The sequence below is a fragment of the Martinezella miluonensis genome (genome assembly GCF_900094545.1).
GTDB lineage: Bacteria > Pseudomonadota > Alphaproteobacteria > Rhizobiales > Rhizobiaceae > Rhizobium > Rhizobium miluonense.
In genome coordinates, this window is the sequence record NZ_FMAH01000054.1 from 17,968 (window position 1) to 42,681 (window position 24,714).

At 57.7% G+C, this 24,714-nt stretch carries 18 protein-coding genes and 5 pseudogenes; 11 read left to right on the top strand and 12 right to left on the bottom strand.

Features of this window, described 5'->3' with window-relative positions; genetic code table 11:
- The first annotated feature begins 417 nt into the window (after window positions 1–417).
- The 8 genes and pseudogenes from GA0061102_RS28715 to GA0061102_RS33715 all read left to right on the top strand — a co-directional run.
- The gene (locus GA0061102_RS28715) at window positions 418–1,449 is read left to right on the top strand and encodes an HlyD family secretion protein (RefSeq protein ID WP_342588051.1); all 1,032 of its coding nucleotides are present in this window, start codon (window positions 418–420) and stop codon (window positions 1,447–1,449) included.
- Entirely contained in the window at window positions 1,446–4,166 is a 2,721-nt protein-coding gene (gene rbbA, locus GA0061102_RS28720; protein WP_092855569.1) for a ribosome-associated ATPase/putative transporter RbbA, read from the top strand. Before GA0061102_RS28715 ends, rbbA begins: the two co-directional genes overlap by 4 nt.
- Window position 4,167: 1 nt before the next feature.
- Window positions 4,168–5,289, top strand: coding sequence for an ABC transporter permease (locus GA0061102_RS28725; protein WP_092855571.1), 1,122 nt, complete (start codon window positions 4,168–4,170; stop codon window positions 5,287–5,289).
- Between the two features lie 289 nt (window positions 5,290–5,578).
- Entirely contained in the window at window positions 5,579–5,740 is a 162-nt protein-coding gene (locus tag GA0061102_RS34120) for a lysylphosphatidylglycerol synthase domain-containing protein (protein WP_425348573.1), read from the top strand.
- A gap of 219 nt (window positions 5,741–5,959) precedes the next feature.
- Window positions 5,960–7,027, top strand: coding sequence for a universal stress protein (locus tag GA0061102_RS28735; RefSeq protein WP_342588052.1), 1,068 nt, complete (start codon window positions 5,960–5,962; stop codon window positions 7,025–7,027).
- A gap of 157 nt (window positions 7,028–7,184) precedes the next feature.
- Complete coding sequence (locus GA0061102_RS28740) at window positions 7,185–7,622, top strand: universal stress protein (RefSeq protein WP_092855577.1); 438 nt, start codon at window positions 7,185–7,187, stop codon at window positions 7,620–7,622.
- A 19-nt stretch (window positions 7,623–7,641) separates the two neighbouring features.
- Window positions 7,642–10,386, top strand: a complete 2,745-nt coding sequence (locus tag GA0061102_RS28745; RefSeq protein WP_092855579.1) for a bifunctional acetate--CoA ligase family protein/GNAT family N-acetyltransferase — start codon at window positions 7,642–7,644, stop codon at window positions 10,384–10,386.
- 66 nt (window positions 10,387–10,452) lie between these two features.
- Window positions 10,453–10,572, top strand: a pseudogene (locus GA0061102_RS33715) (BON domain-containing protein); the annotation flags it as partial.
- A gap of 290 nt (window positions 10,573–10,862) precedes the next feature.
- On the opposite strand, the gene GA0061102_RS28750 reads toward GA0061102_RS33715, so the two are convergent.
- From GA0061102_RS28750 to GA0061102_RS28790, 9 genes and pseudogenes are all read right to left on the bottom strand, one after another.
- A complete protein-coding gene (locus GA0061102_RS28750; protein ID WP_092855581.1) occupies window positions 10,863–12,824 on the bottom strand; it encodes an elongation factor G in 1,962 nt (653 codons plus the stop codon).
- A gap of 195 nt (window positions 12,825–13,019) precedes the next feature.
- Window positions 13,020–13,205: pseudogene (locus GA0061102_RS28755) on the bottom strand (ISNCY family transposase); the annotation flags it as partial.
- A 141-nt stretch (window positions 13,206–13,346) separates the two neighbouring features.
- Window positions 13,347–14,354: a ScyD/ScyE family protein gene (locus tag GA0061102_RS28760; protein WP_092855583.1), complete on the bottom strand. Its 1,008-nt coding sequence runs from the start codon at window positions 14,352–14,354 to the stop codon at window positions 13,347–13,349.
- A complete protein-coding gene (locus tag GA0061102_RS28765; protein ID WP_092855585.1) occupies window positions 14,333–15,073 on the bottom strand; it encodes a formylglycine-generating enzyme family protein in 741 nt (246 codons plus the stop codon). Before GA0061102_RS28765 ends, GA0061102_RS28760 begins: the two co-directional genes overlap by 22 nt.
- A 16-nt stretch (window positions 15,074–15,089) precedes the next feature.
- On the bottom strand, window positions 15,090–16,151 hold the full coding sequence (locus tag GA0061102_RS28770; RefSeq protein WP_092855587.1) for an ABC transporter ATP-binding protein: 1,062 nt from the start codon (window positions 16,149–16,151) through the stop codon (window positions 15,090–15,092).
- Between the two features lie 5 nt (window positions 16,152–16,156).
- Window positions 16,157–17,032 carry an ABC transporter permease subunit gene (locus GA0061102_RS28775; RefSeq protein ID WP_092855589.1) on the bottom strand — a complete coding sequence of 292 codons (876 nt, stop codon included), beginning with the start codon at window positions 17,030–17,032 and terminating at the stop codon, window positions 16,157–16,159.
- The gene (locus GA0061102_RS28780) at window positions 17,029–17,952 is read right to left on the bottom strand and encodes a carbohydrate ABC transporter permease (RefSeq protein ID WP_092855591.1); all 924 of its coding nucleotides are present in this window, start codon (window positions 17,950–17,952) and stop codon (window positions 17,029–17,031) included. Before GA0061102_RS28780 ends, GA0061102_RS28775 begins: the two co-directional genes overlap by 4 nt.
- A 124-nt stretch (window positions 17,953–18,076) precedes the next feature.
- Window positions 18,077–19,336, bottom strand: a complete 1,260-nt coding sequence (locus GA0061102_RS28785; protein WP_092855593.1) for an ABC transporter substrate-binding protein — start codon at window positions 19,334–19,336, stop codon at window positions 18,077–18,079.
- A 381-nt stretch (window positions 19,337–19,717) separates the two neighbouring features.
- Window positions 19,718–20,870 (bottom strand): annotated as a pseudogene (locus tag GA0061102_RS28790) (transposase); the annotation flags it as partial.
- 136 nt (window positions 20,871–21,006) lie between these two features.
- Here GA0061102_RS28790 and GA0061102_RS28795 point away from each other — a divergent pair.
- Window positions 21,007–21,602: pseudogene (locus GA0061102_RS28795) on the top strand (transposase); the annotation flags it as partial.
- 34 nt (window positions 21,603–21,636) lie between these two features.
- On the opposite strand, the gene GA0061102_RS28800 reads toward GA0061102_RS28795, so the two are convergent.
- A complete protein-coding gene (locus GA0061102_RS28800; RefSeq protein WP_092855595.1) occupies window positions 21,637–21,867 on the bottom strand; it encodes a helix-turn-helix domain-containing protein in 231 nt (76 codons plus the stop codon).
- A 132-nt stretch (window positions 21,868–21,999) separates the two neighbouring features.
- Between GA0061102_RS28800 and GA0061102_RS28805 the strand changes: the two genes are divergently transcribed.
- Complete coding sequence (locus tag GA0061102_RS28805; RefSeq protein ID WP_167668084.1) at window positions 22,000–22,812, top strand: hypothetical protein; 813 nt, start codon at window positions 22,000–22,002, stop codon at window positions 22,810–22,812.
- A gap of 80 nt (window positions 22,813–22,892) precedes the next feature.
- On the opposite strand, the gene GA0061102_RS28810 is transcribed toward GA0061102_RS28805, so the two are convergent.
- Window positions 22,893–23,726, bottom strand: coding sequence for a hypothetical protein (locus GA0061102_RS28810; RefSeq protein WP_139115118.1), 834 nt, complete (start codon window positions 23,724–23,726; stop codon window positions 22,893–22,895).
- Between the two features lie 97 nt (window positions 23,727–23,823).
- A complete protein-coding gene (locus tag GA0061102_RS28815) occupies window positions 23,824–24,315 on the bottom strand; it encodes a MarR family winged helix-turn-helix transcriptional regulator (protein ID WP_092855601.1) in 492 nt (163 codons plus the stop codon).
- 188 nt (window positions 24,316–24,503) lie between these two features.
- Here GA0061102_RS28815 and GA0061102_RS28820 point away from each other — a divergent pair.
- A pseudogene (locus GA0061102_RS28820) lies at window positions 24,504–24,714 on the top strand (IS110 family transposase); the annotation flags it as partial.

Below are 24,714 nucleotides of genomic sequence, written 5' to 3' on the forward strand. Positions count from 1 at the left end.
GGAGGTTAAGGACATGCTGCTGCAATGTCGCCACTTATGGACATTGGTTTGCCGTCGATGCCGCGCCAGGCTTGAATGTCCGAAATAGGCGACACCGAATTGTAATTATCATTTTCGATTTCAACGCATGTATCAGGTCACTGTTTGAAAGCCCGCGCCGAGTGGTCGCCGGTCTTTGCGTTGGCCTTGGCTTCCTCGCCGAAACCGGACAAGCCTTTCCACGCAACACACAATATCTGCCCGTTCTCGGCGCGGCAGGCTTGATTGTGGAGCAGCATGCTATGCCACGGTAGCGGGTAGAAACCTCTATGCTCCGTGATCTAGGTCAATGTAGGGGCGGTTGTCCGGCAATAGAAGCAAGACATTGGTTCCAATGACGGATCCTTGTCTTTCAACACTTGCCGGAGTTGCGGTTTCGTGCGTCATTTTCTGCCTCTTTTCATAATCGCGACACTGACGATTGGCACTGGCATCGGCTGCCGCCCTGCGGCAGCTGCCAATGAGGCAAACCTCACAGGCAGATTGCACGCATTGTGGGACAGGCTGGGAGGCAAACGGCTTCCCGAAGGCATAACCATGGCTAATGGGCGGATCGAGGCGGAACAGGTTCTGGTTTCCGCCAAATTTGGCGGACGCGTTTCCGAAGTCCTGGTCAGCGAGGGGCAGACTGTTGATGCCGGCGCCGTGGTGGCTCGAATGGATACCGCTGATCTGCAAGCGCAGTTCGCGGGTGCCCAAGCGGAAGTTCGGCGCGCAGAAAAAGCGGCAATCCAGGCGGAAGCCTTGATCGCCCAACGTGACAGCGAGTTTGTGCTCGCCGAGCAGGAATACGACCGTGCGTCTGATTTGAATACCCGTGGTGCTGGTACGAGACAGCAACTCGACTTGCGCCAAAGCCAGCTAAAAGCCGCGCAAGCCGCCCGTATTGCTGCTGCTGCGGCGCTGGACGAGGCAAAGGCGGCGACGGATACGGCGCGCGCCGAGGTCGCACGAATTCAGTCATTGCTTAACGACGCGGTTTTGACCGCTCCGCGCCGAGGGCGCGTGGAGTACAAGCTGGTACAATCGGGTGAGGTCGTTGCCGCAGGTGCTCCGATCGTTACGCTGCTCGATCTTTCAAATGTCTATATGACTGTCTTCTTGCCAGCCAAGGTGGCGGGATCAATTGCCATTGGCGATGAGGCACGGATCATACTCGACCCCGCCCCCGACTATGTAGTCCCAGTCACGGTTTCGTTCGTTGCAACCGATGCACAGTTCACGCCCAAGACCGTCGAGACGCAGGACGAGCGGGAGAAGTTGATGTTCCGCGTCAAACTCCAGATCGCGTCTAGCCTCCTGAAACAATATGAGGCGCAAGTGAAGATTGGGGTACGGGGTGTCGCCTATGTGCGCGGCAGCAGGAACATCCTGTGGCCCGTTGAGCTTACCGTGAAGCTGCCGCAATGAGCGACGCGGCAGTCTACCTTCGGCATGTCTTTCATCGTTACGGCAAGACATTGGCCCTCGACGATGTCGACCTGAAAATTCCCGCCGGCTCCACCTGTGGCGTTATCGGACCCGATGGGGTCGGCAAGTCGACTCTGCTTGGGCTTGCTGCAGGCGTTACTCGCATTCAAGCCGGAGATGTGGAAGTGCTCGGTGGCGACATGAGCCACGCGCGTGAGCGGCGATCGGTATGCGCACGTATCGCCTACATGCCGCAAGGGCTTGGGCGAAATCTCTATCCCACGCTCGGAGTTGCGGAAAATCTTGATTTTTTCGCCCGTCTCTTTGGGCAGGACAGCGTTACACGGAAGACGAGAATCGACGAGCTTTTGCTTGCCACTGGCCTTGCCCCGTTCAGGGATCGGCCTGCGGGCAAACTTTCGGGCGGTATGAAGCAGAAGCTGGGAATCTGCGCTGCTCTGATTCACGATCCCGATCTATTGATCCTTGATGAGCCCACGACGGGTATCGATCCATTGTCGCGCCGGCAGTTCTGGGAACTCATTTCCAGCATGCGTGGCCGCCGCCCTGAGATGAGCGTCATCGTCGCGACGGCCTATATGGAGGAGGCGGAAAGATTCGACTGGTTGGTTGCGTTGAATGCCGGCCGCGTCATCGCGACGGGTAGTCCGGCCGAGATCAAACAACGGACGGGTGAGAACTCGCTCGAGCAGTCTTTCGTGGCACTTATGCCGAAGAATGTTCGTCGGGCTCATAGTCCGATCGAGGTTCCTCCCCGCGTGCCATATGGTGGCCCTCCTGCGATCGAGGCGGAGGGGCTTACCCGCCGCTTTGGCACTTTCACCGCAGTCGATCACGTTAGCTTTCGTATCGAAAAGGGCGAGATTTTCGGCTTCCTCGGTTCGAACGGCTCTGGGAAGAGTACGACGATGAAGATGCTGACAGGCCTCTTGCCTGCAAGCGAGGGGCGAGCAGCTTTATTCGGTCAGCCCCTTGATGCACGCGATATGGCGACTCGCCGCCGCGTCGGTTACATGTCACAGTCTTTTTCTCTCTATGGTGAATTGAGCGTGCGGCAGAACTTGGCACTGCACGCTCGGCTGTTCGGCATGCCACATGACACGGTCGAACCGCGCGTCGGAGAAATGCTCAACCGCTTCGATCTTTTGGACGTTGCCGGCAATCAGCCGGAAGGCCTTCCGCTCGGTGTACGCCAGCGGCTGCAGCTCGCAGTTGCCGTGATTCATAGGCCGGAGGTACTCATCCTCGACGAGCCGACCTCAGGTGTCGATCCCATTGCCCGTGATGATTTCTGGCGTTTCCTGATTGCTCTTGCGCGCGAGGAGGGTGTCACGATCTTCCTGTCTACGCATTTCATGAACGAGGCCGAGCGCTGCGACCGCATCTCGCTGATGCATGAGGGCAAGGTGCTGGCGATCGGCAGCCCAGACGAGTTGAAACAACAGCGAAAGAAGGAAACACTTGAAGACGTGTTCATTAGCGCGCTCGATGAGGCCGGAATGGGTCACGACGCCGGTCTGGTCAAACTTTCCGATCCAGTTCGGGATAATAAGACCGCGACGTCCGGCGCGGTCGACCCGCGCCGTCTGTGGGCCTATGCATGGCGCGAGACGTTGGAAATCCTACGCGATCCCACGCGTCTGGTTTTCGCTTTTCTCGGGCCGATCCTTCTTCTTCTCGCCTTCGGCTACGGCATTTCCTTCGATGTCGAGCACCTTCCCTTTGCAGCTTATGATCAAGATCAGACAGCCCAAAGCCGGCAATTGCTGGAGAGTTTCCAGGGGTCGCGGTATTTCGACGAGCAACCGCCCATCAACTCGCCCGGCGATATGGACGCTCGATTGAAAAGCGGGGAACTGACGCTTGCGATCGAGGTACCCTCCGACTTTGGCCATGACCTTTTGCGCCAGCGCCGGCCCGAGGTTGCTGTCTGGCTTGATGGCGCCATGCCCTTCCGGGCAGAGACCGCGCGAGGTTACGTGACGGGTCTCGCGTCGAACTATTTGACGGATGAAGCAACGCGCAGAAATGGCAAAGCCAGCTCCCCTTATCCGATCAATATTGAGCCGCGCTTTCGATACAATCAGGCATTCAAGAGCGTAAATGCTATCGTGCCGAGCGTCATCGTATTGGTGTTGGTGCTGATTCCAGCCATCACGACGGCGGTCGGCATTGTTAGAGAAAAGGAAACAGGGTCGATCGCCAATTTCCGGGCGACTCCCGTCACCCGTTTTGAGTTTCTGCTTGGCAAGCAGCTCCCCTATGTGGTGATCGCCTTCCTGAGTTTCCTTTCACTGGTCCTGGTGTCGCGATTTGTCTTTGATGTTCCCCTCAAAGGTTCCTTTGCGACGCTTGCTGCCGGTTCATTGGCTTATGTCCTCGCCACCACCAGTTTCGGCCTGCTTGTATCGAGTTTTGTCAAAACTCAGGTTGCGGCCATCTTCGCTACGGCGATCATCGCCATCATTCCGGCTGTGAACTTCTCGGGCTTGCTCGTTCCTGTTTCCTCGCTTTCCGGCAGCGGGCGATTGATGGGACTCGCCTTTCCGGCTGCCTGGTACCAGCCCGTTAGCGTCGGCATCTTTGCCAAGGGGCTTGGCCTCTCGGCCCTGTGGCCGGATCTCGTCGCGCTAGTCTTGTTCGGCATCGCCTTCATCACTGCCGCAGTCGTCGTGCTGCGCAAGCAGGGAGCCTGATATGATCGCCTCCCTCTTGCGAATTTTGCGGCTCGGCGTGAAGGAACTGCACAGTCTCCGGTCAGATCCGGTCCTGATGCTGTTGATCGTGTACACCTTTACCTTCGCGATCTATGCTGTGGCGACGGGTGCAAAGTTCGACGTGGAAAATGCGTCTGTCGCCATCGTGGATGAAGACCATTCCATGCTCTCAGCGCGGTTGCGCGACGCGCTCCTCAAGCCGTTCTTCAACGAACCGGTCTTAGTTGACGCCAGCGAGGCCGATTCAAGTATGGATGCGGGTCGCTTTGTTTTTGTCGTCGAAATTCCGCCAAAATTCGAGCAGGACGTAATCGCCAACAGGCGCCCTTCGGTGGGCATCGATATTGATGCGACCGCCATGTCGCAGGCGGGCAATGGCGCCACCTACATTCAGAACATTATCCTGCAGGAGGTCCTTGCAGCGATCCCCGGCGAGACGCAGACCAATCCAATTAATCTGGTGGTTCGCGCCAAGTTCAACCCGAATCTCAAATCCGAATGGTTCACTTCAGTCATGCAGGTCATTAACAATGTCAGCATTCTTGCAGTGATCCTCGCCGGTGCGGCGTTGATCCGTGAACGGGAGCACGGCACAATCGAGCACCTTCTCGTCATGCCGATAAGGCCCGTCGAGATCATGCTCGCCAAGATCTGGGCGAACGGCTTGGTCATCGTTGCAGCGGCAATCGTCTCTTTGCTTGTCGTCGTTGAACGCGTGCTGGCAGTTCCCGTGGCGGGCTCGCTTCCGCTCTTCGTCGCAGCGGCCATCCTCTACCTCTTTTCGGTCACAGCTCTCGGCATCCTCATCGCGACCATCTCGACATCGATGGCGCAATTTGGCCTGATTGCCATGCCGCTTCTCGTGGTGATGAACCTCCTGTCTGGCAGCACCACGCCGCTTGAGAGCATGCCAGGCTGGCTGCAGCACGGGATGATGGCTTCGCCATCGACGCATTTCGTGGCGCTCTCCCAGGCAATTCTCTATCGTGGCGCCGGCCTTTCCATCGTCTGGCTACAGATGTCGGCGCTGGCCATCATCGGGGCCGTATTCTTCGGGCTTGCATCAATACGTTTCCGCAAAGCCCTGATTGCGATGCAGTAAAATTGGAGCTGAGCCGCCCATCACTGATCGACAGAAATACGGTGTTCCTCCGGAAGTTTGCACAAGATCGGTCGTTGACGAGGCGATTTGAAGACATTATTGCTTCGATGAGGCGCGATATTGTCGGAGACTGGTTGACCATTCCTAAGTCAGTCAGCTTGCTAGCCTCTATATTCATTCTTGATGCCGCAACGCTCTGGCTGACATTGCGTTCAATTGCAGTGTCTATCGCTTCCGTTGACGCATTTATCAGCTTCGTCCTTGCATCGGTAGTTGCGCGCCTGCTCCAATACCGCTCTGTCTTGGTTCGCTCGAGAATACTTGCGTCGCTTTATTGCATCTCTTCGGGGTGGAGCTCGAGGCCGCGCTTGCAGTGATGCTTGTCTTTCGAGACTTCACTTTTTGGCTGCCAATGGCGCTGGGTATCTGGCTCGCTCGAAAAGAGGCATAAAGAGCTTGAAAGCCTGCGAACAGCTCGGACGCAGGCTCAACGATCGCAGGCGTGTAGTCCTATCAAAAACCGTGGCCCTTGGCTGGTGGGAAATAGGGGTCCTCATACCCCATTCGCGGCTTCTTCTCGACCTTTTCTGCGCTTTCCTTTTGTTCGGTACTTGTTGTGTTCCTCCCTATACCGGCACTGGCGTAAACAATGCCAAGTGCGGCGAGGGATATGATTATTGCCCGAAGCATTTCAGTTTCCTTCCATTATGACAATCTTCTTTGGAGAGAAACTCTGCCCGGGTGTGGGCTTGCTTACATTGTCTTTGATCAAAACATCGCAAAACATGAAATCGCATCAAGGCTCAAAAATTGCGATCGAAAAGTTGACGCCGATCAAGGCGCGTTGAAGCGAGTATTGCAAAATCGGCAAATGCTCATGTTCAGACTTGGAGATCAGGCGATGAATTTCAAGACAATCCTCGCTCCCATCGGAGTAAACCATCTGGAGAACGATCTTAAGCAGGCTATCGTGTTCAGCGAGGCTACCCAAGCGCATCTTTCGGTCTTGGTCGTCGCGATGGCGGCGCCGCCGCCCGTCGGCGGCTATGGCGAGATTGTTTCCGCAGCTTGGCTGGAGGAGCGCGAAGGAGACCTTGCGAAGCTGGCTGATGCAGTGGAAATGGCCAAGGCTAGCCTCAGCCAGTCCGGCCTGTCCCACGATGTCCACGACCTGTACACGGAATATGCGTGGGCTGGGGAGGATATCGCGCCCCGCGCCCTCTATGCCGATCTCGTGCTCGTCGGAGCCCGGGCGGCCACGGACCTGCAATTTAGCAAGCGCGTGATCGACGGCGCGCTTTTCCAGTCGCCGACAGCTTTGCTTTTCAATCCGACTGATCGGCCAGCGACAATCGCGCCACGGTCGATAATGATAGCATGGAATTCTCGGATGGAGGCCGCTCGTGCGGTACAACAGGCCTTGCCGTTGCTTAAAGCTGCGGACGAAGTCCATGTGACCATGATCGATCCTACAGAGACGGCTTCCCGGAATGGCGAGGAACCGGGAGCCGATGTGGCGACCTATCTCGCGCGGCATGGCATATCGGTGGTTGTCGACGTTCTCTCGGGTCAGGGCAAGGGCGTAGCGCAAATGCTTGCCCGGCACGCGGTTGATGTGCAGGCCGACCTGGCTGTCATGGGAGCGTATGGCCATTCGCGCCTCCGGGAATTCGTTTTCGGCGGTGTAACGCGCACGATGCTTGAAACGGCCAGGTTGCCCATATTCTGGGGGCACTAGAAGGCTTGCTGTCACCCGCCAAATTTGGTGGGCCGCAAATCCGGTTATCCAGCAGTGCGCGGTCGTCAAATGCACTCTTCCGCAAATCGGCTGATAACCGAACGATCGATGTTGACGGGTTTGAGGACCCGCCCTGAACTCAACAAGGAGGCTATCGATGTTCAGACATATATTGGTTCCAACCGACGGATCCAAAATGGCCTCACAGGCGGCGGCACAGGCCATGGCACTTGCTGCTGAGATGAATGCCGAGATCACCTTGCTGGCCGTGGCCGAGCCCTTCCGCATGCTGGCCATCGACAGCGATGAGTACCGAAATCAGCAGCAGGAGCACGAAAGGACTGCCGCTTCAAACTGCGAAGCCATGCTGTTGCGCCAGAAGCTCAGAGCTTCCGACAAGGGTGTCCTTTGCAAGACGCTGGTTATCAAGAGCAATGATATTGCCAAGACCATCGTCGACACCGCTGACAGCTTGGATTGTGATCTCATCGCGATGGCTACACATGGGCGGAGTGGTCTGTCTTCATTGCTGATGGGAAGCGTTGCAAACGGCGTGATCGCCAAAGCCCACATACCTGTTCTGGTCTACCGCTAATCTGAGGGAACGCACCCGTATGTCAGTCAAGAATCTAGCTGTGCTATCGTGCCCGAAATCGGTAGCCATCATCGGGGCATCAATCCGCGAGGATGCGATCGGTTCGAAAATTCTCAGGAATGTTATTGATGGTGGTTTTTGTGGGGAGATATGGCCCGTCAATCCCAAATACGCGCATGTCCTCGGGCGGACGTGCTTTCGGGATGTCAACGCTTTGCCCAGTCCCCCGGATGTCGCGATAATTGCAACGCCGGCACCGACCGTCGTCTCCATTATCCGAGAACTCGGCTGTAAGGGAACGAAAGTTGCCATCATCGTCACGGGAAATTTTGACGATGAACTGAAAAAGGCGGTACTTGCCGCCGCTAGGCCATACGGCTTGCGCATTGTTGGACCCAATGTCGTGGGTCTCATTCTTCCCGATGCGAACCTCAACTTGAGTTTTGTCCTGACTGGTGCAGAACGCGGGAAGATCGGCTTAATTTCGCAATCTGGAGCGGTCGTCAGTTCACTCCTGGATTGGGCATGCGATCATTCCGTGGGCTTCTCAAAGATTATTTCCCTCGGCGATATGATTGATGTCGATGCGGGCGACGCTATAGATTTTCTGGCTGCCGACCAGCAGACAGCGGCAATCGTCATGTATCTGGAATCCATTTCTGATCCGAGAAAGTTCGTCTCCGCTGCTCGGGCGGCGTGCCGGACAAAGCCTCTGATCGCCATCGCGCCGGGCAGGCATGGCGAAGCGGCGAAGGCGGCAGCGACCCATACGGGCGCATTGACCGGTAACTCCCGCATCGTCGACGCGGTACTTAAGCGCGCTGGTATCATTCGGGTGAAAAGCCTGACGGAACTGCTCGCTGCTGCAGAAATTACGCAAAAGGCCCATCCGCCGCAATCATTGCGCGTGGCACTGGTCACCAATGGCGGGGGTGCGGGGGTCTTGGCGGTCGATAGCCTCCTTGATCGAGGCGAGCGCCTGGCAGCGTTGACTGCGCAAACGACAAGCGAGCTCGACAAGATCCTTCCATCGGGGTGGTCGAAAAGCAATCCGGTCGATGTCCTGGGAGATGCGCCGCCAGCAAGGATCGCCGAGGCCGTCAAGATTGTTGCACGCGATCCAAACGTTGATGCGATCCTTGCTCTGCATTGCCCGGTTCAGGCCGCGGAGCCGGCCGCCACAGCGGCGGCAATCGTTACCGCCGTGCAGGAAAAAGACTGGCCCGGCAAACCCTTGCTAGCATGTCTGCTTGGGGGCAAGGCCAGCCGTGAGGGCCGGTTTATCCTGCGTGCTGCGGGCGTTCCCGACTATGGAATGCCTGACGATGCGATTGCCGCCCTGCATGTTCTTGGCGAGTGGGGACGGCGCCAAAAGGCGCTGACTGATATCGCCGTCAGCGCCGAACTTGCAGTCAACAGGAAGCAAGCGCAACGTCTGATGGAGGGCGTCGCGAGCCAGTCGCGAACGATGCTGACGGAGCCGGAGGCGAAGACAGTCTTGAGCCTCTATCAAATTCCCAGTGCGGAATGTTCAATTGCGAAAAATGTGGCGGCCGTCGCACAACTTGCCACTGCAATGCTTCGTAACCATCGGTCCATCGTCGTAAAAATCCTATCGCGCTCCATTACGCATAAATCCGAGATTGGCGGTGTCGCACTCGACATTCGCAGCCGAGCCGCAGCATGCCGTGCTGCGCGTGATATGCAAAACAGGGCATCTGACGCGGGGCTGAGCGGGCAAATCGACGGGTTCGTCATCGAACCCATGATAAAGGTGGAGGGAGGTATCGAACTGTTTGCCGGCCTTTCCGTAGACCCGGTCTTTGGCCCGGTAATCGCTTTTGGAGCCGGGGGAATAGCCGTGGAGCAAATCGACGACGTCGCTATCTCCCTGCCGCCCCTTGACGATGACTTAGCGGCCGACCTCATCGACGAAACGAGAATATCGAAGTTGTTGCGCGGGTTCCGTCATGTACCCCCCGCAAATCTCGATGCCGTCAAGAGGACGCTTCTTGCCTTGTCGCAAATGGCCATTGATTTCCCCTTCATCCGTGCGATCGATATTAATCCTTTGGCCGTTGCTGGTCGGGCCGTCGTTGCGATGGATGCGCGAATCGAGATTGACCCTTCCCGCCTACACGAACCAGCACCAAGTCGCCGCCTTGTCATAAAACCCTATCCCACCGAATGGACAGCAAAGATCCGCTTGGCAGGCCGGACTTTCGTATTGCGGCCCATACGCCCCGGCGATGCCCGGGCATACAGCTCGATGCTTGAGCGCATATCGCCATCCGACATGCGTGCGCGTTTCTTTGGGCAAACGAAGCTCTCCAATGCGACTGTCGCTCGAATGACGCATATCGACTACGAGCGGGAAATGGCTTTTGTGGCAACTGATATCGACGAGCAGATTGTCGGTGTTGCCCGGCTTGTGATCGATAATGCTCAGGAAGCGGCCGATTTTGGCCTGCTTGTGCGAAGCGACTGCCAACGAAAGGGCCTCGGAGGTGCGCTTTTGAAACGGCTCCTTGATTTTGCCGGTGTGCAAGGACTGAAAGGCCTGTGCGGTTCCGTGATGCCTGATAATTTCAAGATGCTGAGTTTTTGCCGAAAGGCGGGCTTCACGATGACAGCGCCATCCAGCGACACAGCTCTTTGGCAGGTTGAGCTGTCGCTGTCCAACCGTAGTGACCCGGGACCCAGCTCGCATGCCCGATACGAGAAAATGTATCCAGCTGAATTGATTGAACGCAATGACGCCTGACACCGAAGAGCGATCATACCCTTGAGGTTTTGCCTCAGGCTATTTCTCCTCAAGAGGAGAAGAGCGATGAATGATCTAACCCCACACCAGGACGTCATAGACGAGTTGCAGTTTGAACCCAGCATAGGTGCCGCCAATATTGGCGCTTCCGCAAAAAATGGTGTTGTCACGTTGTCAGGCCATGTCTGTTGAATTCCGTCCTGATTTGACCCTTCTTTCCGCCTGGTGGTGACCCCGCCGGGTGGAGACAGACCCATGAAATGCTTCGTTATTTTGAACCAACCGTAGGTCATCGCGAAACGGTAATTGGAGTGGATTTATTATGGAATTCAACAGTTTAAGTGCCGAAAGACACATCGGTCTGCGCGAATGGGCTCATCGGTCGTGATCAGTGCTCGCTGGTACTAGCAGCCGCACGTGTCCATCCGGCAGAGCCAGTGGGCCTCTGCGAACGAGCATGAAGTGGCGCGAACGTTTCAGTGTGCGACGCCTGGTGTCTCGTGCGCCCTCACGATGGCGTCCGCTTCCTTGCCGTATAGCTCCTCGAAATGATCGAAGGTCTTGGAAAAATAACCAATGCCCTGCGTCGCCGAGCGCAGCGCCCGCGCCAGATCGTCAAGTGCGCTGCCCGGAACGAGCGCCCGGAAGATGTCCCATCCCTTGGCGGTTTCATCCCGGTCGAAGCCGAGAACCTGGCCGTTGAGAGCGGAGACGATCTGGACGAGGCTGCCCGAATAGACCGACGGAATGTGAATCTCGCTGCGGAAGACCGGCTGCATCAAGACGGTCGATCCTTCGGAAAGCGCCTGACGCACCCCCATTTTCGACGCAGTCCGGAAGGCGTGTTCCGAACTGTCGACGGTATGGTGCTGACCATCTGACAGCGTTACGCCGACATCGATGACCTCGAAGCCTAGCGGTCCTTTCTCCATCGCTTCGCGCGCGCCCGCTTCGACGGCGGGGATGTAATTGCGCGGAACGGCGCCGCCCTTGATGGTTTCGCCAAAGGTGAAGCCCTGGCCGCGCTCGTTGGGATGAATGCTCAGCTTCACATCCGCGAATTGCCCGGCACCGCCGGTCTGTTTGCGATGGCGGTAATGAACCTCCGATGGTTTCGTGATCGTCTCGCGGTAGATCGGGCTGGGCGTTCGGTCGGTCACGGAGATGTGAAAGACATCAGACAGCGTTCGGCAGAGATCACGCAGATGCACCGGCCCTTGGGCGCGGACGAGTTGAGCGCCCGTGCCTTCCTCCTGCAAGACTTTCAGGCCGCGATCCGTCTCGGAAAGTTTTGCCAGCGTTTCGGATAGCTTGTTTTCATCGCGCTCGCTGCCCGGAATTAGGATCCTTTCAAGCATCGGCGTGGGTGGTTCCGTCCACTCAGGCGGGGCGACCACCGCGCCTGATGTCAACAGCGAAGGGACGGGCAGGTGGTCGGACTTGACCGTCGCGAAGACATCCCCCGGCGCAGGCAGAACCGCCGAATTGGACCGCCCGTTTGCGAGATTTTGTACGGCGCCGAGGCTGGAGCCGCCCAGTGATGCGCCTTGCCGCAGTCCCTCACCAAGTGCGCGCACGAGCACCGTCTTGCCGACATTCTGGCGATGATAGGCATGGAAGCTCACGGCCACCAGCTTGCCTTCATCGATAGTTCCCGCATGAGCGAGACGCTGCCGAAGAACCCCTACCGGCGGCGCCTCGTGGCGCAGCGCCTTCATCAGCCTCGTCATGCCGTTGCCGTGACTTGCAGCACCGATCAGGACCGGGATAATCCTGTTTTCCCTGAGAACCCGTGATGAAATGGCATAGAGCGCGTCGCTGGGTGGCTCGCGGTCCTCGATCAGTTCCTCGAGAAGCCAGTCATCGAATTCGGACAGGTGTTCCAGAAGCTCAGTGCGCGCTTCGTGCTCGCGTTCGGCGGCGCTTTCGGGGATTGCGATCAGCGCCGAAGTCTGGCCTTCCCGGTAGCGCCACGCCCGTTCCGAAATCAGATCGCAACTGCCTATGATCCTGTCGCCCTCGCGGATCGGGATCTGGCGAAGCAGAAGGGTGTGGTTGGCGTAGTCTTGAAGCGCGGCGATCACGTCCCTCAGCCGCCCTCTCGGTTCGTCCATCCGGTTGACGAAGAGGATGCAAGGCGTCCCCGAAGCTTCGACTATCCGCAGATAGGGCGCGGCGAGCACAGCCTCCTCGGGTGCCGATGAAACGCACAGGATGCAGGCGTCGCTGGCAAGAAGCGCGTGCTGTGCATGCGCTAACGCTTCGTTGGGTCCTGGCGCATCCAGCGCACACCACGCCTCGTTTCTGAAGGTGAATTCTGTGAGGTTCAATCCATAAGGGGAGCTGGATTTTCTCGGCGCCCCCTCCAGCGAGCCGAGCTTTTCCACGACTGTCGATTTTCCGGTCTGCGAGGGTCCAAGCACGGTAAAGCAGCGCATCGGCCTTCCTCCAACTGCCATAAGCACAATTTTCAGCCATCATAGGATGCCCTGAACCGCGGCAAGGCGCCAGAGGCGCTATTTTCTTATTGATCAAAGTTTGACCTAGGTTCGACCCTTGGTCTCTAGATTCAAAAGGTTAGAGCGACCTTTGTGTGTTCAAATGAGCGCACGGCGTTCTAGTGTAGTTGAAAAATTGCGCGGTTCCTTACCGAAGTGAGCATTGAAATCACTTATAAACTCCGTTGCATGAGCGTTGGCAGCCGCGATCGTATCGATGCTGCGCGAGCGCGACTCCTTGACCAGACGGTCCCGCAAGGTCTGGTCGGCGCGTTCCACGCGACGCTTGGCCTGCGGGGTGTTCGCGCAGACGATATCGATCGCCCGTGGAGTTGGACGTGTCGTGATGGGCGCGCGCCCCCCGCAAAGACACCCGGTCAGATAACGCTCTGTTGCACGCGGTTCCCCCATTTACGTGCCATACGACAGCCTCTGTGCCTCGATGCGCATTCGCGCCGGTGGTCAGCGAGCAGATTCGCGTGTCAGAAAATAGAGGTTGCCGCCCAGCTCGGAAACGACGAGCCGCCGCTCGTCCCAGGCGAGAACGGATACTGGCCGGGTCAGGCCGTCGAGAATGATCTCTCGGTCGTGCGTTATTTTATTGAGCTTCAGCAATCGCCCGCTACCCTTCAGGAAACCTTCTTTCTGAGTGTAGGTGCCGTGTTCGAGGACAAGCATATCTCCATCATTATCGAAGGCGATACTCACGGGCGCATTGAGTCCTTCGACATCAAGCCGCGGCTCTGATGCATCGCCGACTTCGGGAATCGACACGATCTTTCCAGCACCAGCAAGGAAAGGAAAGCCGCCAAACAGCGCAATATGGAGGCGCTGGTCGTGAAGGGCGATGCCGGTCGGCACCGCGTCCACTTCGTAGCTGTTGCCTTCCGTGAACTCCGTCGGCGAAAGGCTGTGCAGCGCCGTGGCCGCCTCCGTCATGCGGCGGAATGTCAAGAGTGTGCTTTTCCGGCCGTCCGCCTGCACGCGTTCGACACTGTTTCGAGCGGAATCGATCACGTAGTAGGTTCCGCCCGCCACGATGAAGTCGAACGGATTCCAGAAATCGTTGCTGATGACACGGGCCTGACCAGCAGCGTCGAGCGCAACGAGGGCGTGGTCAAACGGACCCTCGTCGGAACTGACCGGCGTCGCACCCTGGGCGACGACAAGGACATCGCCGGCGTGGACGACATGATAAGGGCCGGTGGGGTCGCCCATCACGTCGAGGCCGTGGGGAAATACCGGACCGAATGCGACAAGCTTGCCGTCCGCGCCGCGCCGGTAGAGCCTGCCACTGGCGAGATCGCTGACGAGCAAGCCCCCGGCGTCGCGGGATAGGCCGGCAAAGGCCGCACCCGGGATGTTGATGGTCTCAAGCACGTAGCCGGGCGCAACTGTCGGCTCGGCGCTAGCACCTACTGCCAGAAACAGGAGACCAGTGACGATAATCAAGGCGTAGAACGGACGCATCGGAAGCCACCATTGGCTGAGAACCGGAATTCCGGATCATAGGCGAGGCGATAGGTCGTCGTAAGGTGGTTTGGATCGCTATTCCAGGAACCACCGCGAAGCACGCGATACGGCCCGGCGCTCCTTGGCGCCGTCCCACCTTCATACGGCGCGTAGAGATCGCGGGTCCACTCCCAGACATTGCCGACAAGATTGAGGACGCCCTCTTTGCTCGCTCCAGCGGCGAAGGACTCCGCCGGTGCGGTCATCGGATACCCGTCTCGCGCGTCGCCAGAGCAACAGACATCCGCTCCAGAATTTGCCCGCGTATCGTCTGGCGGGGTGTCGCCCCATGGAAACGCGTCGCCCTTGGTTCCTCGCGCCGCCCTCTCGTATTGCGGCTCCGACGGCAGCTCCAACCCGTAGTGACGGCAAAAAGCATCGGCGTCTCCCCAACTTACCCCGACGACCGGCCTATCGTCCAATCCCAAGATCGGGTGATTTGCGTAGAAGGCCGGGCGGTGACCGGTGGCATTGACGAAGCGTCCATATTGCCGGTTCGTAATTTCCGTGCGATTGATCGCGAACGCCCGACCCTCCAGCACGCGGCGCGGACGTTCGTTTTCGGGGCCGTCGTCACGCCCAAAGACGAACGCGCCGGCAGGAATTTCGATCAGCGGATTTCCGGCGACAGGGCCGGCATCAGCGGCGGCCGCCGGGAATGCAAGGGCGATCACCATCGCCGCCGTCCAAACGCTAGAAGTCAACACGATCTTGAGTCTCGCCATTGAAGAGAAACACGCGATCCGTCGCGACCTTGACACCGATCTGCTGGTCGATCTGACCGGTGAAATTCTTATCAGCGCGTAAGGTTATGAGCTGACCGCCCAACCGGAGGCTGACAAGCGTGTTCTCGCCGGTGAGTTCCACCGAATAGATCGGCGCAACCAGATTGACGTCCGGATCACCGGCTTCGGCCGGATGGACGTCCTCCGGGCGGACACCGAGGACGGCTCGGGAGTAGTTTGCCCGACCGATCCCCCCGACTCTGAGGTCGGCACTAACGAACACGCCGTTCTTCACTTCTCCAGGGATCAGGTTCATCGGCGGCGAGCCTATAAATCCGGCAACGAAGAGAGTGCGCGGATCGTTGTAGATTTCCCGCGGCGTCCCAAGCTGCTCGATCACGCCCTTGTTCATCACGGCCACGCGGTGGGCAAGTGTCATCGCCTCTATCTGATCGTGGGTGACGTAGATCGTCGTGACCTGCAGCTCATGTTGAAGGTGTTTCAGCTCGGCGCGCATCTGGGTGCGAAGCTTGGCGTCGAGATTGGACAGCGGCTCGTCCATCAGAAAGACGCGTGGCGTGCGAACAATCGCGCGGGCGAGTGCCACGCGCTGGCGCTGGCCGCCGGAGAGTTCCTTCGGCAGACGGGACAACATCGTGTCGAGTTCCACACGCCGCGCGACCTCGGCTATTTGTCGCTTGCGTTCGGCGGGCAGCACTTTGCGGATCTTCAGCGGGTAGCCGATATTGTCCTCGACAGTGAGATGCGGATATAGAGCATATGACTGGAAGACCATCGCGACGTCGCGATACTTAGGCAGGACACCGTTGATGCGATCCGCATCGATGTAGATATCGCCCGACGTCGCTTCCTCCAGACCGGCAACCATGCGCATGGTCGTTGTCTTGCCGCAGCCGGAGGGGCCGAGCAGAACGAGAAACTCCTTGTCCATGATCTCGAGGTTGAAATTCGTCACAGCAACAAATTCGCCGAACTTCTTGCTGACGTTTCTGAATGTGACGGACGCCATAGATCTCAACCTTTGACAGCGCCCAGGGACAATCCCCGGACGAGATGCTTCTGGACGATGAAGGCGAAAATGACGATCGGCACGCAGGCCATGAAACCCGCTGCGCTGATTTCGCCCCAATAGGTGTTGTACTGTGTCACGCGCCCGGCGATGCCGATCGGCAGTGTTTGTGACTGCTCGGTGAGCGTGATGATGAGGGACAACAGAAATTCGTTCCACGAGATGATCAGGCAGAAGATGGCGGTGGCCGCAAGCCCGGGCCGGGCAAGGGGTAACGCCACATGCAGGAATGCGCCCCACCGCGTGTCGCCGTCGACGATCGCTGCTTCCTCCAATTCGACCGGAAGATCCTGGAAATAGCTCTTCATCATCCACGTCGCGAAGGGCAGATTGAAGGCGGTGTAGGCGACAATGAGAGCCGACTTCGTGTTGAGCATGTGGAAATAGTTGAAGAACAGGTAGAGCGGAATGATGCTGACGATGGGCGGCATCATGCGCGTCGACAGGATCCAGAACGAAATCTGCTTCCGCCACTGCCACGGGTAACTGAACCGTGCCAAGGCATAACCAGCCATGGTGCCGAAGGTCACGGAAACGACGGTCGTTCCCACGGCGACGAGAAAGCTGTTCAACGCGTAGCGCAGGAACGGACGCTGGATGAACGCTTCGTCGTAGTGTTTCAGCGTCGGGTTTCGGGGTAGCCACTCCGGCGGCACGGCGAAAATGTCGATATCAAACTTGAATGAGTTCGACGCGATCCAATAGACGGGAAAAAGCGTGACGACCAGCGCGACAAAGATCGTCAGATAGGCCGACAGGCGGATGAGCACCTCTCTGGTACGGCTGCGCGCATGTATGGTTTTTTCCAGCGTCATGGTCATTCCGCCAGCCGCATGCGTTTCATGAACCAAGTGCTCAGAATGATCGTCACAAACAGCACGAAAAGCGACATCGCCGCCGCGTAGCCTGGATCGGCGAAGCGGTAGGCGACCTGATAGATATAAAGGCTCAAAACCTTGGTCCGGTCAGCCGGGCCACCTCCCGTCAGGATGAAGACCAGATCGAAAAGACGCAACGCATCCATGACACGCAGGAGCAAGGCAATAGCGATCACCGGCTTAAGGAAGGGCAGCGTCAGGTCCCAGAACTGCTGCCAGGACGAGGCGCCGTCGAGTGCGGCGGCTTCGTAGGGTTCGACCGGCAGGCTGGCCAGCCCGGCCAACATCAGAAGGAATATGAACGGTGTCCACTGCCAGACATCGGCGACGATGATCGAGAACATCGCGAGGTTCACGTCGCCGGCCCATGCCTGCAATGGTAGGCCAAGGCGGAACATGATTTCGTTCAGGACACCGAACTGCGGCTCGTAGATGAGCTTCCATGTGATCGCGACTGCGATCGGCGGCAGCATCATGGGGATCATCAGGACAGTCTTCAGAAAGGTCAGCCGGCGGATGAATTTATCGAGCAGTAGCGCCAGGCCGAGACCAAGGAGGAATTCGGTCACCACCGCCGCGACTGTGAATACGATGGTGTTCCGGAGCGCGACGTGAAATTGCGCGTCGGAAAGAAGCCGCAAGAAATTGCCGGCGCCGACGAACTCCCAGGGCAGATCCGGATTCGGGCTGATTTTGTGAACCGCTGCATAGAACATATAGACGCTGGGAAAGATCGTCAGGCCCAGCAGTATGAGGACCGTCGGCGCAAGCATGAGAAAGCGCAGGTGACGTTCCGCCCATCGCTCCAGACCGCCACCCATCTGGAGCTGCGCGGTCAAGATGCTGCTTTCGACCTTCAACATTGATCTCTCCCGCAAAGCCTGCCCCGGATCGCCTTAACTGTCGGTTTCACGGTCGCCGAAGGCCATTGTCAGCTCCGCGACAAGAACGGCGTCCGAAAACCCCGCTCGTGTCGCGGCACATTGCTTATTTAAGGCCCGTAATCTGTTCAACCGCCGCCTGCGCGTTCTTCAGGGCCTCTTCCGGTGTGATCGTGCCCGCTACCGCCTTGGAAAGCTCGATGCCGAAGGCATTCTCGATCTCTGGCCACTTCGGGTGACGCGGACGGGGAGTCGAGGCTTGGATCGCCGTCATCAACACCGGATAGTGCCGGAACTTCTGTTGCGAGGTCAGTTCCGGATCGGTGAAGACCGAGGTCCGTACAGGTGGATTGCCGCGCTTGGCGGAAATCTTCATTTGCTCCTGAGAGGTCGCCCAGATCATGAAGTCGAAGGCTTCCTGCTTGTTTTTGGAAGCCGACATGATGCCCATGGTCCAGTGACCGATTTCCGAGCTTCCCGGTTTTGTTCCAGCGGGAATGGGGCTATAGGAAATCTTGCCGACCATCTTCGACTGGCTCGGATCTTCGAAGGTCGCAACCCAGTTCGGCCAGTTGATCGATGAAGCGGCCGTGCCGGCGGCAAGCGCTGTGCCAACCTCGTTGGCGTTATAGCTCTCAACCCCCTTCGGTGAGATATCACGGAGCGCCATAAACGTCTTCATGGCGGCGGCTCCTTCGGGTGTGTCGATCGTCACCTTGGTCCGGTCGGCGTTGAACATATCCGCGCCATAGGACCAGAAGATCGGCATGAAATCGGCAACCACCGGGTTGCCCTGACCTCCGCGGAAGACGTAGCCGTAATAACGGCCGCCGCCGCTTTTGGTCAGCGTCTTGCCCGCCTTCAGCACGTCATCCCAGGTCTTTGGGGCGTCGACGCCGGCTTGCTTGAACTTGGCAGCGTCATAGAAGAACATCTGCGCATTTCCCACATAGGGCAGGCACACATAAGGTCCCGTATTGTAGGGGTTGCGGCAGACCGCTAGCGACTTCGAAAGGAAATCACTGTCCGGTCCCGCCATTCCGGCCTTCTTGAAGAAAGCCGTGAGATCCTCCAGATGTCCGTTCTCGGCGAAAAACGGAATCCACGGATCGTCCATTAGGATGATATCGAAGACGCCGGACTTGGTGGCGCCGGCATTGGCGCCCTGTTCGAACACATTGGCATAAGGCGCCTGGACGGCCTCCACCTTCGTGCCTTTCATCTTCGCGTAGTCGTTGGCAGCGGCCCTAAGACCGTCGCCCTCGCTGCCTGATGGCACGAGGATCGTAATGTCAGCCCATGCTACTCCGTTGATCGCGAGTGCGGACGCCGCAATAGCCAAGGTGAGAAACAATTTGCGAAGCATTGTACACCTCCCATTCCGAGCAGTTATCCAGAGGCCTTCTTCGGGGGGCCTCACCCTTTCCGGCATGGCGGAAACGCTGCCTCGACACCCATGCGAACCACTCTGCGACAAGTCGAAACGTCGACCGGCATCTCCTCCTCGAGCCGGCCGCCAATTTTATCACATCAGGAGCTTTATTTAGAGAGATTATATTAGCATTTTCGGAATTTCATCCTGGTAATCACGGAAGTTCATGAGCCAGGTTTTTGCCTTCGTGGTGCTTGGTTGCGTCATCGCCCTGCTGCAAACTCATGATGCCAGCGAGCGCCGTTTTGACTCTTGGGGGATTCCAATTCTACGACGAATCTGAATCTGTCGCTTTGCATTTAATCGGGGTCTGCCTCACTTTGTGTGGAGATCGGCCAATTTGATTGGCATCATCCGCGCTCTGAGAAGCTCTGGTCCCGCTCTGCCGTACATTGCGCTTAATCGTCTTCAGTCGGTTTATTTGACCTTCCGCCTGACCATTGCTCCAGGGCAGGTCGATGGCGTTATAGACTGCGTCGATATCCCGGCGAAGAACGCGGGCAAAGCGGGTTAGAAAAACGAGGCCAGAATGAATGGCATCATCGATCCATTCTTGCAGTTTCGCCGACGTTCGGCCATGAAATATTCCACGAAATCGCATGGAGAAGCTGCGCAAAACAGCAAACGTCTGTGATCCCTGCTTGAGGGCATCCACTTTCCGTGCTTGATTGATGGTCAGCGCGCCGCGCGGCTTGATGCAAAGAGTAGCGGCGACAACCGGTGAGATCAAATGACCGGTTTGCGGATCACGTACAGGCGCATTGTCATATGTTCTGTTGGCGAACCCAATCAGAGCCGGCGCCGTATCACCCTTATCCTCATCCGTTTCCGGTCTCTCGGCGCGGCGCCATGTTGCCAGGAGGCGTTCAAGATTGGAAAAGCTGCCGGTGTATCCGCGGTGCTTTATGTCATGAAACAAATGCCGCCCGCGGCGGTTGCCGTCCTTCCAACACTGGGTGAGAAAGGCTTCGAAGTATAGAGGAGATGTCGGCTGTAGCGCGCGCCTGCGTCGGTCGGGTGGGGTTTCGAACGTCAGCCACTTCGCGATGCTTCGTCGGCCATATCCTGTGCGACGCGCAATATCCGAGCAGGTCAGCCCTTCTTTGCTCAAGGTGTGTACCGTCTCGAACACATCCCGCCGAGACTGCCGATGTGCCCGGCGAAGCTGATTGCGCCAAGGCGTTTCAGTGGCCCCCTCATGCAAAGCTCGATCGTGATGATCAATCTCGATGTCCGTGTCGGGCAGCAGTGCCCCGCCTGTAGCTCTGCCGGAGAGGCTCATCTCATCCTCGATTGCGAGCCGCAAATTTTGGATGAGATGAAAGCGGTCCGCCACCTGAGACGCTTGCGGGGCACCTTCACGAGCGGCCTGCGCGTAAAGCCCGCATCGATCTCGGCTGACGACCTCAATAGAGGGATGCCGCTTCAACAATCGTGCAACGCTTGCCACGCTCCGGTCTTCGAGAATGAACGCCTTCTGTGCGTCCGAAAACTGCGATGCCTTCATCGTCTTCCGTTCCTTTCCCAGCCAGGAAAATGCACCGGAAAACTCTAACCAAAATTGGTCCAGTTTGAAGGGTTCAGATCAATTAAAGGACGGACGAATGAAGAAGCAGAGATTTACGGAAGAGCAAATTATTGCGGTGTTGAAGGAGCAAGAGGCTGGCGCAAAGGTGTCCGACCTCTGCCGCAAGTACGGGATTTCGGACGCGACATTTTATAATTGGAAAGCCAAATACGGCGGCATGGAGGTGTCCGAGGCGAAGCGGCTGAAGGCACTTGAGGACGAGAACGCGAGGCTGAAGAAACTGCTCGCGGAACAGATGCTTGATGCTGCTGCACTCCGCGAGCTTCTATCAAAAAAATGGTAGGGCCCGCCGCCAAGCGTGAAGCCGTCACGCATCTGAAGGCCGTCATGGGGCTTTCGGAGCGGCGGGCCTGCCAGGTCATATTCGCTGACCGCAAGACGATCCGCTATCGGTCCAGTCGACCGCCGGAAGTAGAATTGCGAGGGAAGCTGCGCGACCTCGCCAATGAGCGGCGGCGCTTCGGATATCGGCGACTATTCGTCCTGCTTCGTCGGGATGGAGAAGCGTCCGGGGTCAATCGCATCTACCGGCTCTATCGCGAGGAAGGGCTTTCCGTTCGAAAGCGGAAAGCACGGCGACGCGCTGTCGGCACACCCGCGGCCCTCAGCATCATGGAACTCGCCATCGGCAGTGAATGCCAATTGTTCAAACGTCATGCGTGAAACGGATCCCCGGCCCGCCGTGTTCGTCTGCGGGAATGAACGTGATTCCACCGTCCTCCAGAGCCCGTTTAATTCGATCGATTGTTGCGGGCCGAAGCTCCTCACCTTTCTCGAAACGAACAATCGTTTGAGTTGAAGCACCGGCGATTTCGGCCAGTTCGCGTACGCTCCATCCAAGGGCTACCCGCGCCGAACGGCATTGAACACCATTCATTTCACAACACTGTATTGAATTTTGTTGCGCATGGAGAAATTGCCCTGTATGTTGCAATCTGCAGACGATCACGCTGAGTGCTGGAACACTCAACGTGATCTAACCACAACCAAGCTATCAGGAGCTCGGATCATGGCTGATTCTGAGAATAGCAGAACTTTGCCTGCAAATACCCGCCTAAACATTCTTTCGTACACGACAGATTTTCTGGCGCGCGTGCAGGATCGCGACGGCAGTGGCGCCGATGCCGATCCGGCCCTGGCAAAATGGCTGGAATGGCACGAAGCCCACCGCGAGTTCGAACTGAGCTGCCGTCTGCAACAGCATCTCGAGACCCAGTTGGTCGAGGCTGTGGGCTTCCCGATGGTTAAGATTGAGGTCCCCGGCACGCTTGAACCGGTCGTCATCCAAAACGAAGCGGACATCGAATATTGGCTAGAAGGTCCGGACAACGAGGAGGCCCGCGATAGGGCCAAGGAGAAGCTATCGGTACAACTCCGTCGTTGGAGCGCCGCAGACCAGGTCATGGGGTACACAAGAGCCCGGGAAGCCGAGCGCGTGGCCGCCGATCGTGAGCTCGCCTTGGCGGCAGAATTATGGGATATGCCCGCGCAGTCCATCGAAGGGATGATCGCCAAGCTGCAGGCTGTTCTGACACTCGGAATAGCATCGCCTGAATGTGACGAATTTCCCTGGCCAGCGCTGCGTTCGGTGATGAACGATCTCATTGAGATGGTCAAATCGCTGTCTGAGCTCGCGACCTCGGACAAAGCACAAACTCCAATTTTTCCAGGTGGCGGCTTTACGAGCTCGTCAACGGTGACCTCAAGTGCCGCTGCGATCTTCGGCCAACTGAAGCGTAGCGACTTTAGAGCGTTTCCGCCTTTTTCTGAATCGGTTCGGATTGAACTAAGCCGCAATTGCCGCGGTAGCGGCTTAGTTTAATCCTCAATCCGATCCCGCGTTCAATGGACGCGCTCTAGACCCAGAGCCGATTTACGTTGGAGCCCTTTCCAGAGCGCAGACTAAACAAGATTCACAAGATTCTTCGGTTCGATACGGGGGACGGCGAGACCATCAAGCCGAGCAAGCACCGTCTCGGGAATAGCGAGACAAGAAAGAAGTAAGTCTTGCTCGCCAAGGCGCAGCAGCAATTCGTGGAAGCGCGGTCGCGTTCCACCGGTGGTGGCTTCGCAGAAGGCGTAGCCTGTCAGGCGAGCAAGCGGGACCCAGGTGGTGAGTGAGGAATAATCTGCGTGCCAGCGGCGACGCGTCGGTCGGTCGCGGCTAATGATAATGAGTTCGTCGGGAGCCGACAGGAGGAGCAGACCCGTTGTCATCCGTCGTCGGCCGTCGCGATCGAGGCACCGATACCCAGGCGGCTCGAAATGAACGGCTGCCATCGACATAAGGCTCCTCCGCTGCGTCGCCACGAACATTGCGTGAAAGAAGTGGTCGGTGATGGCGATGTTAGGTACAGTGGTCGGCAAGCGCGGCATCTGCGCCGGACCTGTACAACGGCTCCTGACGAAATCGGACACGTCCTCGATCAAGCGCTGCGACACGGCATTGAAGGCCAGTTCGACATCGCTCCCACTCGTCATAAGGAACGACAAAGTTCCGTTTAGAAGGTTGAAACCATTGCGGACGACCGCAACGCCGCGCCAGGAGCATCGATCGGAGACGATGCGATTCTCGATGAGGCGGTAGATGCTGACGCCGTTCTCGTCGATAGCCACGACAGCGACATAGAGGTCCATCCCGGGGCGCATTTCGCGGCGGTCGGCATGGACCGGTATCTTCAAGAGAAAGCGGGCGTCGTGATGCTGCGCATAGGCGAAGCGAAAACGCGAGGGCATTTCGCTTTCCTTTGTGATCTCATAGACCCACGGCCCGAAGGCGTCATACTCCTGTCGATCCTCGAGTGCCGCGCTATGGTACCAATCTGGCGCCTTTTCAGGCGCGGGTTTGCGAAACAAGCCTAGCATCCTTTTCCTCCACCCGCTTGAGATACGCAGAAATCAAGTCGAAGCCTCTCACAGTCGCCGCTATGTCTTCCGGCGTCATGTCTGTGAACAGTTGCCGGAACATTCTGAGCCGCTGTTCCTCGAGATGGCGAACGAAGCGTTTTCCCCTGGCGGTGAGCGCCACGCGGTAGCTGCGCTCGTCGCCGGGAATGTCGAGCCTGGCGATCAGGTCCAACTCCCTCAGGCGCCGAAGCACCGATGTCAGGCTGCCTTTGTTGAGGCTTAGACCGCGGCTAAGGTCCATCGGCCGCAGCGTGCCGTTGAGATTAAGCGCCATACAGACGACGATTTCGTAATCGGAATAGGCGCGCCCCTCAAATTCGGCGCGGTGCAGGATCGGATTTATGTGCACCTGGAAATAGCGCATGAAGCCACTGATACTGCGATCGAGAAGATCGGGCGTGCACGCCTCTGTTATCATTGTTCGACGCCAAATCCGTATTGTTTGATTTCAAACAGTCTATTTTCAAACCAAAATCCAGTCAAGCCGACTTGGACCTGGCGCCCATTGAGACCCCATGTCCTTGGCCGGCAGGGTGGCTCGTCTCGCATTATGTTCAGAACGAGGGTTAGCTGCAGAGCCAGAGCCTCAAACATAGGAGACGAGCCGTGGTCGATGATATCGCACTTTACGTTGGTTTGGATGTGAGTAAGGAAAAAATCGCGATCGGTCTGGCGGAAGCAGGCCGCAAAGGCGAGGTTCGCTATTACGGCGAAATCGCCAACCGTGCCGATGCAGTGCGCAAATTTGTCGACAAGCTTGCCGGACGTCACGGACGCCTGTGCTTTTGCTATGAGGCCGGCCCGACAGGCTACGGAT

Coding starts and splice junctions, on each gene's coding strand:
- rbbA (WP_092855569.1), top strand. CDS start 1,446: ATGAGCGACGCGGCAGTCTACCTTCGGCATGTCTTTCATCGTTACGGC.
- GA0061102_RS28725 (WP_092855571.1), top strand. CDS start 4,168: ATGATCGCCTCCCTCTTGCGAATTTTGCGGCTCGGCGTGAAGGAACTG.
- GA0061102_RS28735 (WP_342588052.1), top strand. CDS start 5,960: ATGATTATTGCCCGAAGCATTTCAGTTTCCTTCCATTATGACAATCTT.
- GA0061102_RS28740 (WP_092855577.1), top strand. CDS start 7,185: ATGTTCAGACATATATTGGTTCCAACCGACGGATCCAAAATGGCCTCA.
- GA0061102_RS28745 (WP_092855579.1), top strand. CDS start 7,642: ATGTCAGTCAAGAATCTAGCTGTGCTATCGTGCCCGAAATCGGTAGCC.
- GA0061102_RS28750 (WP_092855581.1), bottom strand. CDS start 12,824: ATGCGCTGCTTTACCGTGCTTGGACCCTCGCAGACCGGAAAATCGACA.
- GA0061102_RS28760 (WP_092855583.1), bottom strand. CDS start 14,354: ATGCGTCCGTTCTACGCCTTGATTATCGTCACTGGTCTCCTGTTTCTG.
- GA0061102_RS28765 (WP_092855585.1), bottom strand. CDS start 15,073: ATGGTGATCGCCCTTGCATTCCCGGCGGCCGCCGCTGATGCCGGCCCT.
- GA0061102_RS28770 (WP_092855587.1), bottom strand. CDS start 16,151: ATGGCGTCCGTCACATTCAGAAACGTCAGCAAGAAGTTCGGCGAATTT.
- GA0061102_RS28775 (WP_092855589.1), bottom strand. CDS start 17,032: ATGACCATGACGCTGGAAAAAACCATACATGCGCGCAGCCGTACCAGA.
- GA0061102_RS28780 (WP_092855591.1), bottom strand. CDS start 17,952: ATGTTGAAGGTCGAAAGCAGCATCTTGACCGCGCAGCTCCAGATGGGT.
- GA0061102_RS28785 (WP_092855593.1), bottom strand. CDS start 19,336: ATGCTTCGCAAATTGTTTCTCACCTTGGCTATTGCGGCGTCCGCACTC.
- GA0061102_RS28800 (WP_092855595.1), bottom strand. CDS start 21,867: ATGAATGGTGTTCAATGCCGTTCGGCGCGGGTAGCCCTTGGATGGAGC.
- GA0061102_RS28805 (WP_167668084.1), top strand. CDS start 22,000: ATGGCTGATTCTGAGAATAGCAGAACTTTGCCTGCAAATACCCGCCTA.
- GA0061102_RS28810 (WP_139115118.1), bottom strand. CDS start 23,726: ATGCCCTCGCGTTTTCGCTTCGCCTATGCGCAGCATCACGACGCCCGC.
- GA0061102_RS28815 (WP_092855601.1), bottom strand. CDS start 24,315: ATGATAACAGAGGCGTGCACGCCCGATCTTCTCGATCGCAGTATCAGT.